The organism is Halorarum salinum (assembly GCF_013402875.1).
GTDB classification, from domain to species: domain Archaea; phylum Halobacteriota; class Halobacteria; order Halobacteriales; family Haloferacaceae; genus Halorarum; species Halorarum salinum.
This window is the reverse complement of record NZ_CP058579.1, coordinates 904,114-917,278: the sequence shown is the minus strand read 5'-3', so window position 1 is coordinate 917,278 and position 13,165 is coordinate 904,114. Positions and strand designations below refer to the sequence as shown.

The 13,165-nt window shown below is 69.3% G+C and carries 16 protein-coding genes; 6 read left to right on the top strand and 10 right to left on the bottom strand.

The features are described from left to right. Nucleotides 1-139 precede the first annotated feature (139 nt). Genes HUG12_RS04400 through HUG12_RS04390 form a run of 3 tightly spaced genes read right to left on the bottom strand, consistent with a single transcriptional unit; the run spans nucleotide 140 to nucleotide 2,161 of the window. Nucleotides 140-910 (bottom strand): DUF7500 family protein, encoded by a 771-nt coding sequence (locus HUG12_RS04400; protein ID WP_179267601.1) that lies wholly within the window; start codon nucleotides 908-910, stop codon nucleotides 140-142. 58 nt (nucleotides 911-968) lie between these two features. Continuing rightward, nucleotides 969-1,568 (bottom strand): archaellin/type IV pilin N-terminal domain-containing protein, encoded by a 600-nt coding sequence (locus HUG12_RS04395; RefSeq protein ID WP_179267600.1) that lies wholly within the window; start codon nucleotides 1,566-1,568, stop codon nucleotides 969-971. Nucleotides 1,569-1,570: 2 nt separating this feature from the next. Further along, nucleotides 1,571-2,161 carry an archaellin/type IV pilin N-terminal domain-containing protein gene (locus HUG12_RS04390; RefSeq protein WP_179267599.1) on the bottom strand — a complete coding sequence of 197 codons (591 nt, stop codon included), beginning with the start codon at nucleotides 2,159-2,161 and terminating at the stop codon, nucleotides 1,571-1,573. Between the two features lie 290 nt (nucleotides 2,162-2,451). On the opposite strand from HUG12_RS04390, the gene HUG12_RS04385 reads away from it, so the two are divergent. Next, the gene (locus HUG12_RS04385) at nucleotides 2,452-2,793 is read left to right on the top strand and encodes a winged helix-turn-helix domain-containing protein (protein WP_179267598.1); all 342 of its coding nucleotides are present in this window, start codon (nucleotides 2,452-2,454) and stop codon (nucleotides 2,791-2,793) included. Between the two features lie 34 nt (nucleotides 2,794-2,827). On the opposite strand, the gene HUG12_RS04380 is transcribed toward HUG12_RS04385, so the two are convergent. Further along, nucleotides 2,828-3,559 carry an RAD55 family ATPase gene (locus HUG12_RS04380; RefSeq protein ID WP_179267597.1) on the bottom strand — a complete coding sequence of 244 codons (732 nt, stop codon included), beginning with the start codon at nucleotides 3,557-3,559 and terminating at the stop codon, nucleotides 2,828-2,830. Nucleotides 3,560-3,717: 158 nt separating this feature from the next. On the opposite strand from HUG12_RS04380, the gene HUG12_RS04375 reads away from it, so the two are divergent. After that, nucleotides 3,718-4,299: a response regulator transcription factor gene (locus HUG12_RS04375; RefSeq protein ID WP_179267596.1), complete on the top strand. Its 582-nt coding sequence runs from the start codon at nucleotides 3,718-3,720 to the stop codon at nucleotides 4,297-4,299. Nucleotides 4,300-4,330: 31 nt separating this feature from the next. On the opposite strand, the gene HUG12_RS04370 is transcribed toward HUG12_RS04375, so the two are convergent. Continuing rightward, nucleotides 4,331-5,791 carry a single-stranded-DNA-specific exonuclease RecJ gene (locus HUG12_RS04370; RefSeq protein WP_179267595.1) on the bottom strand — a complete coding sequence of 487 codons (1,461 nt, stop codon included), beginning with the start codon at nucleotides 5,789-5,791 and terminating at the stop codon, nucleotides 4,331-4,333. A 380-nt stretch (nucleotides 5,792-6,171) separates the two neighbouring features. After that, nucleotides 6,172-7,152, bottom strand: coding sequence for a porphobilinogen synthase (gene hemB / locus HUG12_RS04365; RefSeq protein WP_179267594.1), 981 nt, complete (start codon nucleotides 7,150-7,152; stop codon nucleotides 6,172-6,174). 310 nt (nucleotides 7,153-7,462) lie between these two features. Between hemB and HUG12_RS04360 the strand changes: the two genes are divergently transcribed. Both HUG12_RS04360 and HUG12_RS04355 read left to right on the top strand, forming a co-directional pair. After that, a complete protein-coding gene (locus tag HUG12_RS04360) occupies nucleotides 7,463-7,993 on the top strand; it encodes a DedA family protein (RefSeq protein ID WP_179267593.1) in 531 nt (176 codons plus the stop codon). Nucleotides 7,994-8,122: 129 nt separating this feature from the next. Continuing rightward, nucleotides 8,123-8,677, top strand: coding sequence for a GNAT family N-acetyltransferase (locus HUG12_RS04355; protein WP_179267592.1), 555 nt, complete (start codon nucleotides 8,123-8,125; stop codon nucleotides 8,675-8,677). 41 nt (nucleotides 8,678-8,718) lie between these two features. Here HUG12_RS04355 and HUG12_RS04350 read toward each other — a convergent pair whose 3' ends face one another. Both HUG12_RS04350 and HUG12_RS04345 read right to left on the bottom strand, forming a co-directional pair. Beyond that, entirely contained in the window at nucleotides 8,719-8,889 is a 171-nt protein-coding gene (locus HUG12_RS04350) for a DUF6757 family protein (protein ID WP_179267591.1), read from the bottom strand. 74 nt (nucleotides 8,890-8,963) lie between these two features. After that, a complete protein-coding gene (locus HUG12_RS04345; protein WP_179267590.1) occupies nucleotides 8,964-9,752 on the bottom strand; it encodes a PHP domain-containing protein in 789 nt (262 codons plus the stop codon). A gap of 309 nt (nucleotides 9,753-10,061) precedes the next feature. On the opposite strand from HUG12_RS04345, the gene HUG12_RS04340 reads away from it, so the two are divergent. Continuing rightward, nucleotides 10,062-10,346: a DUF5789 family protein gene (locus tag HUG12_RS04340; protein ID WP_179267589.1), complete on the top strand. Its 285-nt coding sequence runs from the start codon at nucleotides 10,062-10,064 to the stop codon at nucleotides 10,344-10,346. Nucleotides 10,347-10,429: 83 nt separating this feature from the next. Here the strand turns inward: HUG12_RS04340 and HUG12_RS04335 are convergent, their stop codons facing one another. After that, nucleotides 10,430-11,491 (bottom strand): GNAT family N-acetyltransferase, encoded by a 1,062-nt coding sequence (locus HUG12_RS04335; RefSeq protein ID WP_179267588.1) that lies wholly within the window; start codon nucleotides 11,489-11,491, stop codon nucleotides 10,430-10,432. Between the two features lie 316 nt (nucleotides 11,492-11,807). Then, on the bottom strand, nucleotides 11,808-12,851 hold the full coding sequence (locus HUG12_RS04330; protein WP_179267587.1) for a DUF5784 family protein: 1,044 nt from the start codon (nucleotides 12,849-12,851) through the stop codon (nucleotides 11,808-11,810). Nucleotides 12,852-12,993: 142 nt separating this feature from the next. Between HUG12_RS04330 and HUG12_RS04325 the strand changes: the two genes are divergently transcribed. Further along, nucleotides 12,994-13,164 (top strand): DUF5786 family protein, encoded by a 171-nt coding sequence (locus HUG12_RS04325; protein ID WP_345776998.1) that lies wholly within the window; start codon nucleotides 12,994-12,996, stop codon nucleotides 13,162-13,164. The last annotated feature ends 1 nt before the right edge of the window (nucleotide 13,165 follow it).

Here is a 13,165-nt window from a genome sequence, read left to right as displayed (position 1 = left end):
TTTCGAACGCTGCTCCACGTCAAATGGGCGGACCCTAGGGAGAGGACCGCGAGGGGGCTTTCGGACACAGCTACACAGCAATCCCCCGCGTTCCACTCCGCTCGCGTCCGAACGCGAAACGAACTCGACAGGCCACAGATCACTCCAGCGTCAGCCCGTCCTCCTCCTCCGCCGCCCGGAGCAGATCGCCGATGGAGTCCTCGGCGGTCAGCCCGTGGCGGTCGACCGCCCGACGGAGCGCCACGGCCGGGAGCGTGACGCCCGCGTCCATCTCCGCGAGCAGGATGCCCAGCGCGCGCTCGGGCGTCATCCCCTCGCCTGCCGCCGCGCGTGAGAACCAGAGCGCCAGCGTCTCGAACGTCGTCGTCACGTCGTTGGACACCATCCGGTGGCGGACCGCCTCGTCCTCGATCGAGAGCGTGGCGTCGAAGCCGTACTCGAACTCGGCGTCCGCGAGCGACTCGGCGAGCCAGCGGCCGACCGCCGCCGCGTCGACCTCCGCCGAGGCGTCGTCCCTGCTGGTCCGCCGTGAGGGTGCACCGCGCTTCACGTCGGTTCGAGGGGTCGCGTCCCGCTTCGGCGGGTCGGACGGGTCGACCTCGCCGTCGGTCGGCTCCCCGGTTCGGGAGGGTTCGGGCTTGGTCGTGGTGTCGGTGGAGTCCTCTCGGTCGTCGACCGGACGTGGAGGGGATTCTGCGGCCGGCGTTCCCGCGGACGCGTCGGACCTGGAGGACTCGGTCGGTCGGTCCGCGGGTCGAGGCTCCTCGGCCGGTTCGGAGCGGGGCTCGCGGGGCGGGGCCCTGCCCGGGGAGACGACGTAGCGGTCCTCGCCCAGCTCGCGGACGTACTCGCTCTTCGAGATGTCGAGATCGTCCGGGTCGAGCGCCGGGTCGCCGACGTCGTCGGTCATGTGTTCGTTGTATCCGTGTGTTGTATGAAAAAGGTGTAGTCAGACGCCTGTAGTCGGTCTACAGCTCAACGCCCTGCTTTCCATCGAGCGACTGCGGGACAGTGAACCGGATGGTGGTCGTCGCGCCCGACATCGTGTTGACCTTAATGGTCACCTCTTCGCCTTCGCCGAGTTCATCCGGCTTATTGCCGTCCCCGAGGTCGAAGGTCATCTTGAGCCGGTCGTCCGGGTCGTTCAGGACCGGGCTTGAGTCGTCCGCGTCCTTGAGTTCGGTGACGGAGAAGTTGCTGTCAGCGCTCGTCGCACCATCCCCCACCGAATCGTGGACGATCGTGTACGTCCCGTCGGGTCCGACCCAGTTGACGGTGACGTTACGCAGATCGATCTCGCCCGCACCGGCTGCCTGCGTAACGGTGATGTTCACCTTGTCGACCACCGAACCCGACACGTTACCGGTCGTATCGACCTCTTGCAGCCGGTCGGACACCTGGCTGCTCGACTGTTCGCCCGTCTCCTGTGCGCTCGACTGCAGGAACCCGGCCGTGTTGATCAGGACTCCCGCCGCGATCGCCGCGACGAGCACCATCGCGATGAACACGATGAGCGTCCCGATCCCCACTTGCCCGCGCTCCTCCTCGTCTGTAATGAATTCGAACATGGTTACAGTTCCACCGCGTCCTTCCCGTCGAGCGATTGCGGGGCCGTGAACCGGATGGTGGTTGTCGCGCCCGACATCGTGTTGATCTTGACCGTCACCGTCTGGCCCTCACCGAGGGCACCCGGTCCGTTCGTAGCCGTTAGATCGAACTCGATGTTGAATCGGTCGTCCGGGTCGTTCAGGACGACGTTGTTCCCGTCAGTATTCTTCACGATGGACGTACTGAACTGCCAGCCCGACTCGTCCGCGTTTTCGTGAGTCAGGGTATGCGTCCCTGACGGCCCGATCCAATTGATGGTGGCATTCGAGAGGTCGACCTCACCCGAACCCGGTGCCTGTGACACCGTGACGTTCACCTTCTCGATCGTGCCCTCATTACCGACCGTCCCGGTCGTCACGACCTCTTGCAGCCGGTCGGACACCTGGCTGCTCGACTGTTCGCCCGTCTCCTGTGCGCTCGACTGCAGGAACCCGGCCGTGTTGATCAGGACTCCCGCCGCGATCGCCGCGACGAGCACCATCGCGATGAACACGATGAGCGTCCCGATCCCCACTTGCCCGCGCTCCTCCTCGTCTGTAATGAATTCGAACATGTGTTGTCTACCTTGGCTTCGATCCCGGCTCGGCCTGCGGCGTCATCGCTCGGGCTCTGCTCCCAGCGAATCGGAATCCACTATTAAACCTGTCTCGCTGATTTTCAATGCGGATAACTGAACTGTTCCTCCCGGGACGTCCATCGAGAACGTCGGGTAACCCGGAGCTACGAAGCCCATGGGAGGGTCTCACCGCTGATACCGCCCGGTAAGCTCGCCCTACTATCGCCGTCGCGTCGCCGCATCAGTGGCGGTACGTTTATGTCGGAGAGAATCAACCGCGATACTGAATGGCCGGGGAAGACGAGGAGATCATCGAGGCGCTGGGGAACAAGTACAACCCCGACATCCTCGACGCGGCAGGCGAACCGAAGTCGGCACAGGAGCTCTCGGACCAGCTGGAGGTGCCGATCGCCACCTGCTACCGCCGGATCAACGAGCTGGAGGAGACGGACCTGCTGGAGCTACACGACCGACCGCTGTCGGACGAGCACCGGCGCATCAAGGTGTACCGGCGGAGCGTCGACGGCGTGAACGTCACCTTCCGGGACGGGCTGACGGTGGAACTCGAGGAGCGCTCCGAGGTCAAGAACAAGCTCGACCAGGTGTGGCGGACGATGACCGACGGGTAGCCGTCGATGCGCAGACGGGGGACGAGGTTCGACCCTAGAAGCCGGCCTCGGGGCCCTCACGGCCCATCATCGAGAAGCCGCCGGCGCGTTCGTACACCTTGATGCCGCCGTCGGCGATCTCCATCGGGAAGATGTCCGTGTCGATGTCCTGTTTCCGCATCTTCGCGACCCAGACGTAGCGGTTCACGCCCGAGTCGGTCGGCGTCTGGATGAAGTAGACGTTGCCGTCGGTGAGGAAGTTCTCCAGGCCGATCTCCGTCTCCGGGAACACCGCGCCCTGCTCGTTGATGAGCAGCGAGGTGAGCCCGTTCTGCTTGAGGATGTCGGAGAACTTGAGGAGGTAGGTCCGCTTCTCCTTCTCGTCCTCGAAGAACAGCGAGAACATCGTGAGCGAGTCGAGCACGAGCCGATCGTAGCTCGCGTTCGCGAAGTCCTCCAGCAGCGTGTCGATGGCGGAGCTGAAATCGCCCTCCCGGAGCATGGTGCTCTTGTCGTACACCTTGATGTCGCCGCGCTCGACCAGGTCACCCCACTCGTCGAAGCCGATGGACTCCGCCGCTTGGCGGATGTCCTCGGCGTTCTCCTCGAAGGAGATGTAGATGCCGTGCTCGTCGAACTCGCGAACCCCGTTATAGAGGTACTGGATCCCGAACAGCGACTTCCCCGTCCCCGGGTTCCCGCTCACGAGTACCGTCGCGTTCTCCACCAGTCCGCCGTTGAGAACGGAGTCGAGCCCCTCGACACCCGTCTTGACCGTCTCGACCATGTATCCGGATATCACGCCGGCCTCATAAATGAAAACGGTTGCGCCGTCCGCCGCGCTCCGCCCCCGAAAACGTACCGCTCGTGCGATAGTTTTATGAGCGAACACATCCGGGGAGGGAGTATGACCGGCGAGGGCGCGCGTACGGGGGGTGGGCGTTCGTGACCCGGAGCGTGCTGATCGTCGAGGACGAGCCGGAGGTCGCGGAGCTGTACCGCGGTTATCTGGACGGACTCTACGACGTACGGGTGGCGAACACCGGGGAGGAGGCGCTCCGACTCGCGGACGACGACGCCGACGCCGTGTTGCTCGACCGACGGCTTCCCGACATCTCCGGCGCGGAGGTGCTGGCGGAGCTGCGCTCGCGGGAGCTCGACTGCCGGGTCGCGATGGTGACCGCCGTCGAGCCGGACGTGGACATCGTCGAGATGGGGTTCGACCTCTACCTCGTGAAGCCGGCGACCCGGGACGACATCCTCGCGGCGGTCGAACGGCTCGGCACGCGGTCGAGCTACGACGCGAAGCTCCGCCGGACCGCGGCCCTCGTCACGAAGCGGGCGGTGCTCGAAACCGAGCGGACGCCCGCCGAACTCCGATCGAGCGAGGAGTACGAGGAACTCCTCTCACGCATCGAATCGCTCCAGGGCGACCTCGACGACCTCGCCACGGCGTTCTCCCCGGACGACTACCGGATGCTGTTCCGCGACATCGGCTCGTCGTCCTCGGCCTCCGAATCGGTCTGAACGGTAGCGCGTTCCCGGGCGACGCCGGTTCTCATCCCAGTTGCTCCCCGACCAGCCGGTCCGCCTCGTCGAGGAACGCCGCCCGTTCCCCCCGCGGGATGGTCGCGCCGGCCGCGACGTCGTGGCCGCCGCCGTCGCCGCCGACCGCCCGTGACGCCTCGCGCATCACCGCCGAGAGGTCCAGCCCCTCGCGGACGAGGTGACCGCTCCCGCGCGCGGACACTTTCACCTCCTCGTCGTCCTTCTCGGCGAAGGCGACGATGGGGCGGCCCCGGGAGACGCCGTCGGCGCCGACGGCCATTCCGGCGACGATGCCGACGATGGTCTCCCGGATGCGCGTGCCCGCGTCGAACCACTGGAGGTGCTCCTCCCGCTCCACCCCCTCGTTCGTGACCCACTGGAGCCCCTCCGAGAGGTTTCGCCGGTGGTTCCGCAGGAGCGCCCGCGCGCGGTCGAGCGCCGCGTCGCGGTCGCCGAGACAGACCGCGAGGCCGACGTCGGCGCGCTCGTACCGGGCGGTCGCGTTGAGCAGCGTGGAGAACTCGCTCACGTCGCGGAGTTCGGTCCCCGGCTCCTCGTCCGCGAGCACGTAGGTCGTGCCGACGAGCGAGTCGACGCGCTCGGCCGGGACGCCGGAGGCGACCGCGCGACGGATGAGCGCGGAGACGACGGCCCGCCGCTCCTCGCCGGTCAGGTCGACCCAGCGGCGCCAGTCGCCGTCGGCCTTCATCTCGACGTCCAGCCCGGAGAGGAACTCGATCGCGCCGGCCTCGTCGTTGGAGATGCCGGGGATGCGCGCCTCGCTCGCGTACTCGAGCAACTTGGGGAGCGGCCGGGTCTGTCTGCCGTACAGCGCGAGGTCCGTCTCCTCGGCGAGCACGCCCGCGGCGACGCCGTCGGCGACGATCCCCTCGTTCGCGCCGCGGAGCCCGCCCTCGGAGTCCTGCATGTCGCCGACCGCGCCGACGACCGCGAGCGCGGCGAGGTCGCGGTTGTCGGGGGTCGCGGAGTCGTCCGAGCCGACGGGTTCGAGCGCCCGCGCGAGCACGTAGGCGGCGCCCGCGCCGGAGAGTTCCGAGGCGCCGTCGATCCCCTCCAGCAGCGGGTTGAGGTGGTACTCGGTGCTCGCGTCGGCGGGCTGGTGGTGGTCCGCGACGACCGGCGTGAACTCGCCCGCGGACTCGTGGTCCGCGATGACGTCGAGCTGGCCGCTGCCGAAGTCCGTGAACAGGACGGTGTCGTAGTCGGTCGCGGCGATGCTCGCCACCTCCTCGGCGTCGAGCTGCTTCGAGAACAGCGTCTCGAAGGGGATGCCCGCGCGTTCGAGCCCGCTGGCGGCGACCGCGGCGCTGGTGAGCCCGTCGGCGTCGATGTGGGAGCAGAGCAGCACCCGGTCTGCGGCGCGGAGGCGTGCGGCGCAGGCCTCGGCGCGGTCGCGGAGCGCGGGGACCGGGAAGCCGTCGGGGGCCGGGTTCGCGTCTGCGGTCGCCATTCGTGTGCGGGGGTGGGTCGCTATCGGGTTTAAACTCTCGTCTCCGGTTCGGGACGGGTCGTCTCGTCCACCCAGTTGCGGTCGGCGCGCGCGAGAAACGCGCGCGAGGGACGAGAAGCGCAGCGTGATGTGACCGGAGGGAACGAACGCGAGCATCGCAGGAGGCTGGGGAGGGCGAGGATGCGGTGGGTGGGACTGAAAGGGGCCGCGGGTGTCGACGACGCACGGGCGGACAAGCACCGTAGCGACCGAGCATCGCGAGGGAGCGAGGAGCGCAGCCGGCCGCGCGAGTCGACGCCCGCGGGGGCTTTCGAGACTATCGTCGTGGTACTGGCGAGAGACACTGGCCATCTAGCGACCGCCGAGTCACCGAACCCGACCTACAACCGATCGGCCAGGTCCTCGGCGAAGTACGTCACGATCAGCTCCGCGCCGGCACGCTTGACGCTCAACAGCGACTCGTACGCCACCTCCTCGAGGTCCAACCAGCCCCGGTCGGCCGCGGCGTGCAACATGGCGTACTCCCCGCTCACGTTGTACGCCGCGATCGGGCGGTCGAACTCCCGGCGGAGCGAGGAAACCACGTCGAGGTACGGCAGCGCGGGCTTCACCATCAGCACGTCCGCGCCCTGCTCGGCGTCCAGCCTGGCCTCCCGGAGCGCCTCGCGGGCGTTCGCGGGGTCCATCTGGTAGTGCCGGCGGTCGCCGAACGCCGGCGCGCCGTCCGCGGCGTCCCGGAACGGGCCGTAGAACGCCGACTCGTACTTCGCGGCGTAGCTCATGATCGGCGCCTCGGCGAGGCCGGAGTCGTCGAGTCCCTCCCGGATGGCGCCGACCATCCCGTCGGTCATCGACGAGGGCGCGACCATGTCCGCGCCGGCCTCGACGTGGGAGACGGCAGTCTTCCGGAGCAGGTCGAGCGTCTCGTCGTTCTTCACGGTCAGGGTGGGGTCCTCGGCGGCGTCCTCCTCGACGACGCCGCAGTGGCCGTGATCGGTGTACTCGCAGAGGCAGACGTCGGTGATGACGTAGGCGTCCGTCTCCGCGGCGACGTCGCGGACCGCCCGCTGGACGACGCCGTCCTCGGCGTACGCGCGCGTGCCGACGTCGTCCTTCGACTCCGGGATGCCGAAGACGATGACGGCCTCGACGCCCGTCTCGCGCACCTCGGCCACGCGGGCGGCGGCCTGGTCCACGGGCACGCGCTCGTGGCCCGGCATCGACTCGATGGGGACGCGCTCGTCGGTCGTCGCGTCGACGAACACCGGCGCGACGAGGTCCGAGGCGTCGAGGTCGGTCTCGGAGACGAGGGGCCTGACGCCGTCGGTCCGGAGGCGGCGCGGCCGGTCCGTGAGGTCCATACCGGGGGTGTGCGGGGGCGCGGTGAAAACGCCGTCGGGTACGCGCCGGGCTCCGAGTTCGGTCCGGTGGAGTGGGCGCAGGGATTCGGAACCGCTCGAAAGTCCCCGGCCGCTCAAGCATCGCAGCGCGAGTGAAACCAGCGCGAGGAGTGCGGTCGGGCGCGCGACCCGAACCCCGCGGGGCTTTCGAGGTCACCCCGGGAGCCCACGGATCGGATCCAGAAACCGCCGGACGGTCCGACCCACACGAATCGGAATCGTCGAACTCCGTGACACAAGCCATATAGCGACCGATGTGCTACCGGATTCCGTGAACGTCCCGCTCCAGAGCATCGTCGGCGAGTTCCCCCCGTGGCTCGAGGGGCTGCTCAGTTCCGAGTGGGCCTACGTCGTCCTGTTCGGCGTCTTCGTCCTGGAGGGGGCGATGCTGATGTACTTCGTCCCGAGCGAACTCGTCGTCCCCGGATCGCTCGTCCTGCTCGGCCACTCGCCCGACCGGGTCCTCGCGATCCTCGGCATCGCCGTGCTCGGCGCGACCATCGGCCAGTTCGCGCTGTTCAAACTCGCCCAGCGGGGCGGGCGCGAGTGGCTGCTCCGGAAGCGCTGGTTCCGCGTGAGCGAGGACACCCTCGACCGCTTCGACGGCTGGTTCGACCGCTGGGGGCCGATCGTCGTCCCCGTCTCGAACTCGCTGCTCTTCACCCGGGGGATGTTGACCGTCCCCGCGGGCCTCTCGGAGATGGACGACCGGCAGTTCGTCGTGCTCTCGGCGATCGGGACGCTCTGTTTCGAGGCCGCGCTGGCGGGGCTGTACGTGTTCAGCGTCGGCCTGCTCTGGTAGGCCCCCGGCCGGCCGACTCCGGCGTGTGGCGGCGGCACAGCAGCCCCGTTTCCGACCCGGGAACGGGGAGTTTCCGCCTCCGACCCGCGACCGTGAGGGTTTTTGTCCCGCCGGCGAGCCACGGCGTCCATGCCAGGTTCCGCCTTCAAGTCGGGCGAGCGCGTCTCGCTCCGACCCGTCGAACCCGAGGACGACGAGTTCCTCCGGCGACACCGAAACGACCCGCGGCTCCGGAAGCCGCTCGGCGAGGTCGGTCCCCACGCGGCCGCGGACGTGGCGGAGTACCGCGAGGAAGTGGTCCGGGGCGACGACGGGGTCACCCTCCTGATCCGCGTCGACGGCGACCCCGTCGGCCTGACGTTCCTCTTCCGCGAGGACGAGCGCCGCGGCGTCGCGGAACTCGGCTACTGGCTCGCACCCGACGCCTGGGGGAACGGCTACGCGACCGAGGCGGCCGACCTGCTGTGTGCACACGCCTTCGACGAGCGCGCGCTCCACCGGCTCACCGCACGGGTGTACGAGGGGAACGACGCGTCCGCGCGCGTGCTGGAGGGACTCGGGTTCGTCGAGGAGGGCCGTCTCAGGGAGGACGGCGTCTGGGGCGGCGAGCGTCGAGACACGCTGCGCTACGGGCTGCTCGCGCGCGAGTGGCGGGTGGGGCAGGGGGACGCGGGGACCGAGTGAGGAGGGCTACCGGGCGCGGGGAACGACCGCCCGGAACGGGGCTACTCCCGCTCCGTCTGGGTCACGTCCACCTGCTCGCGGAGCGCCTCGAGCCCCTCGCTGTCGGCGAGTTCCTCGACGCGGTCGCGGAAGTGGCGCTCGCAGAGACCCACTCGCAGTCCGTCCCGTTCGGCGGCGTAGGCGGCCTCGCGATCGCAGTAGTGACACTGCATACTCGATGGTGGTGCCTCATCGTAGTTAAGGGCGCGCTTGCGACGGCCGACCCCGGATGCTCGTTCGGCCGGCTTCAGGCCCCCGGCAGCCGGCTTCGGACCCGCTCCCACGCCGGCCGGTCGAGGCCGGCGACGCCGAGTTCCTCGCCGTGGGCGTCGCTCCCGCCCGTGAGCAGCAGGTCGTGCTCGGCTGCGGCGGCCTCGACGCGTTCGGGGTCGTCGGTCCCCCGGTTCCCGTAGGGGTAGAAGCGCTCGACCGCGTCCAGTTCCGAACAGAGGTCGAGCGCCGCGTCCGGATCGGCGTACCGGAACGGGTGGGCCAGCCCCACGACCGAACACGCCTCCGAGAGCAGGTCGACGCCCCGGTCGAACGACGTGACCTCCCGCGCGACGAAGCAGGGGCCGCCGTCCCCGATGAGGTGCTCGAAGGCGCCCTCGTAGTCGTAGCCCGCGTCGCTCTCCGCGACGGCGCGTGCGATGTGGGGTCGCCCCAGCCCCGGACGCGGTTCGAGGCCCAGGTCGACGCCCGTCTCCGCCTCGACGCGCTCGACGATCCTGCGGCCGCGCTCGGCCCGGTCGCGCTGGAGGCGTTCACACTCCGCGCGGAGCGCCGCCGTCTCGGTCAGGCCGTAGCCGAGCAGGTCGACCCGCTCGAAGCCGGCGTCGACCCGGAGTTCGATGCCGCGGACCACGGTGACCCCGTCCAGTTCCGCGACCGGGTCGTCCAGCCCCGGGTGGAACCGGTCGTGGTCGGTGACCGCGACGACCTCGACGCCCGCCGCCCGCGCGGCCGCGGGGAGCGTCGAGAGCGTCAGCGTCCCGTCCGAAACCGTCGTGTGTGCGTGGAGGTCCGCGACGACCATACCGGGGCTTGCCGCGCCGCCGAAAAGCGCTTCCGATGGCCGGATCGAACCGGGGCACGTTTCGCCCCCGCTTCGCTCCCGTCCGTCGTTCCGTCCTCCGCCTCGCTCCCGTCCGTCATCCCGCCCCGTAGTCCGCCGTCCCGTGCTGCCCCCTCGTCCCGTGTCGACTCCCCTCCCGATCTCCGCTCGGCCTCCACGCCCGACGCGGCCGTGTCACGGCGTGTGTATTAAGGAACATTAAGGACTTCGGACCACTCCAAGGTCGTACATGGACAATCGTTATGTTCCTCCGTCCGCTCCCTCCACCCGATGCGCCTGAACGGCACCGGAGAACTCCTGAACGGCCACGAGTACCCCGCGACGAGCGGCGAACTCATCGACGCGTACGGCGACGTCCGGATCGAACTCCAGGACGGTTCGGAGTCGCTCGGCGCGGTGCTCGCCCGGATGGGAGCGGAGACGTTCTCCTCCCCGACCGAGGCGTACGAGGCGCTCCAGTCCGGGGTCGGCCACGAGGCGGTCGGCCGCCGGTACTACAGCGACCGCGACGCGCCGACCGTCGGCGAGGACGGCCCGGATCCGGTCTCGTTCTAGCATCCGCGGCACCGGGGCCGCGGCGCCGTCTGCCACGCCGCGACCCGCCGCGTCCGTTTTCCGGACCGGTCCCGGAGCGGCGCTCAGATCCCCCGCCGCCGGACCAGCCGCCGGCCGAGCCTGTACAGCGGCCAGACGACGCGCGAGTACCCCTTCTCCATCCTGAACATCGGAACCGGACGGGCGCCGTACTTCCGCTTGAACCGGAAGACGCCGTCGTGGAAGTGGGCGTCGGCCACCCCGAACCCGTACTCGTCGTACCCCTCCTCGATGCCGAACCTGATGGCGCGCGCGTGGAGGAGTTCCGACGGCCGATATCGGTAGTTCTCCCGCTCGGGGATCGCCGAGAGCCAGTGGCGGAGCACGGACGCCTCCTCGTCGAGCAGGTGGACGTAGCGGCCGACCTCCCGGCCGTCGACGCGCGCGGTGAACACCAGGATCTGCTCGCCGAACGCGTCGGCGAGCGACTCGATGAACGCCCGGGGCCGCACGGTCCCGCCGACCCGCTCGGTGTTGCGCGCGTACGCGTCGTACGTCCCGTCGAAGTCGTCCGCGAGGGGCGCGACGTCGACCGTGTAGTCCTGCTCCTCGGCCTTCCTGAGGTCCTTGCGACGCTCCTTGTCCATGTCGTCCCGGATCGACTCCCAGCCGTCCCCCAGGTTCACGAAGAACAGACAGCTGTCGAACCGCGGCTGGTACCCGCGGTCCTGGAGGTAGCGACCGTACCGGACGTGCGATAGGTCGTTCGACTGGATCCGGTGGTAGACGAGGGTCGGCCCCCGCGAGGACTCGAGTTCCTCGAACAGCAGGTCCAGCGCCTCGCGCTCGTCCGAGAGGATCAGCGGCCCCCCGTACCCCGGGTACGTCGACGTGAGGCTCTCGAACGGGAGTCCGCCGAGGAGCGCGTGCGTGATCGAATCCGGGACCGGGAGCTCCCGGACGAAGTTGGGCATGATCGCCACGGGGTTGCCCTTCTTCTCCACGACGACGTGTCTCGGCTCGAAGTCGTACCCCGATTCGATCGCCCGCATCCACTCGTGTCGGTTGTACAGCGACCCCAGTTTCGACTGCGAGACGACGTTGTTCCACTGGTTCCCGTTCACGTCGTCGATCCGTCGGTACGTTTCGGCGTGGAGTTCGGACATGGGTGGGGTCGGTCGAACGGAAGGGGGTCGGTTCCCGGACTCGACGCCGGCGGCACCCGCGCGGTCCGTCGACCGTCGAGCGGCGTCCTCCCGTCCCGGCGAGTCGGTAGGGTGGGTGGAGGACGGGCAGTCGGTTTGTTAGCCGACACCACCGCCGCGCCGGGGGCGATCCTAGAACCGGGTAAGAACGGCTTTGTCGGGCGCCCCGGTCGACGTCGCGGGCGGAAGCCTCCGCGTCGATGACGGGTTCGTTACGTCCCCGCGAAAGCGCTCACGCCGGCCGGTTCGCACGTCGACCGGCGGTCGATCGCCGCCGCTACACCCACTCGACCGCCTCGTCGAGCTCCAGCGGGACGCTCCCCTTGACGTAGGCCTCCGTCCGGCCGTCGGGGCGGCTCCGGAACACGACCGCCGGCCGGTGGCCGACGTCGGGGCGTTCGCCCCGGACCGTCGCCCAGTCGTCGTCCGGGAACGACGAGCAGTCGACGAACAGCGTGACGCCGCCGCCGTGCTCCTCCAGCTGGCCCGAGGTCTTCGTCTCCACGGTGTCGCGGACCGCGGCCGCGGGGTTGCTCGTGCTCCGGCGGTTCGGCGCGACCGGCCGGGTCACCTCCACGAGCGTCGAGGTGCCGTCCGGCCGTTCGGCCCGGTAGTCGATGACGTGGTCGGTCGTCACCTCGATCTCGGGGACGATCTCGTAGCCCGCCAGCGTCAGCAGGCGGGCCACGTCGAACTCGCCCATCGTCGCGGTCATCCGCGTCTCGTCGAAGTACTCCGAGGTGCCGAGCTTGCTCGCCATCTCCTCGCGGTACGGGTCGAGCACGCCCGTGTGCAGGAACTCCTCGTAGAAGGCGAGCGCCTCCTCCCGGGTCGCGTCCGGGAAGCCCGCGGCGTGGTCCCGGAAGAACCGCCGGGTCGTCCCGGCGCCGTCCTTGGAGCAGAACACGGTGAGGAAGAACCACGAGACGTGCGGGTAGTCGGCCAGCCACGGCTCCTCGTCGTGGAGGCCGGCGAGCAGTTCCCGCTCGGCCCAGCGCCGGACCGGGTACGGGGCCGCCTCGAAGGCGTACTTCTCGGTGCGCCACAGGCTCGAGGGCGTCTCCGTGTTGCCGAGCCAGTAGGCACCCGGCCCGCCCCCGCCGACGCCCGCCGGCCCCTCGTCGTCGTCGGTCCAGCAGAGCAGCGCGAGGCTCCCGTCGTCCATGTCGAGCCGGACCGCCTCGTAGCCGCCGGGCGGTTTGAACCACGGATCGCGCATCGTCGCCCCCAGGTTGGAGTCGAGCGGCCGGTACACGTCCGACTCGACGCGCGAGCGCGACCAGGAGCCGGGGGCGTACCTGAACCGGAGGGGGCGTGCCACGGTCCCCAATCCGCGGGCATCCGGTTTCAACCCTCCGCCTCGTCGGCTCGGCGTCCGCTTCGGACGACGATTCATTCGGGTCGGATCCGCACGTGAAAGACCGTTACATTCATATACGGATATTGCTAAGTGTTGGCGTACCATGTCGATGGGTGCCTACGACGAGGACGAACACGAACGGCGCGAGCAGAAAGCGCAAGTGGACACCGAGTTCGCGGAGGAACGCAGCGAGTATCGCGGCGAACTCTCCTACGACTCCGGCGAGTCCGCGGAGGCGCTTCTCGACCAGTTCCAGAAGATGAAGGGCGAGTGAG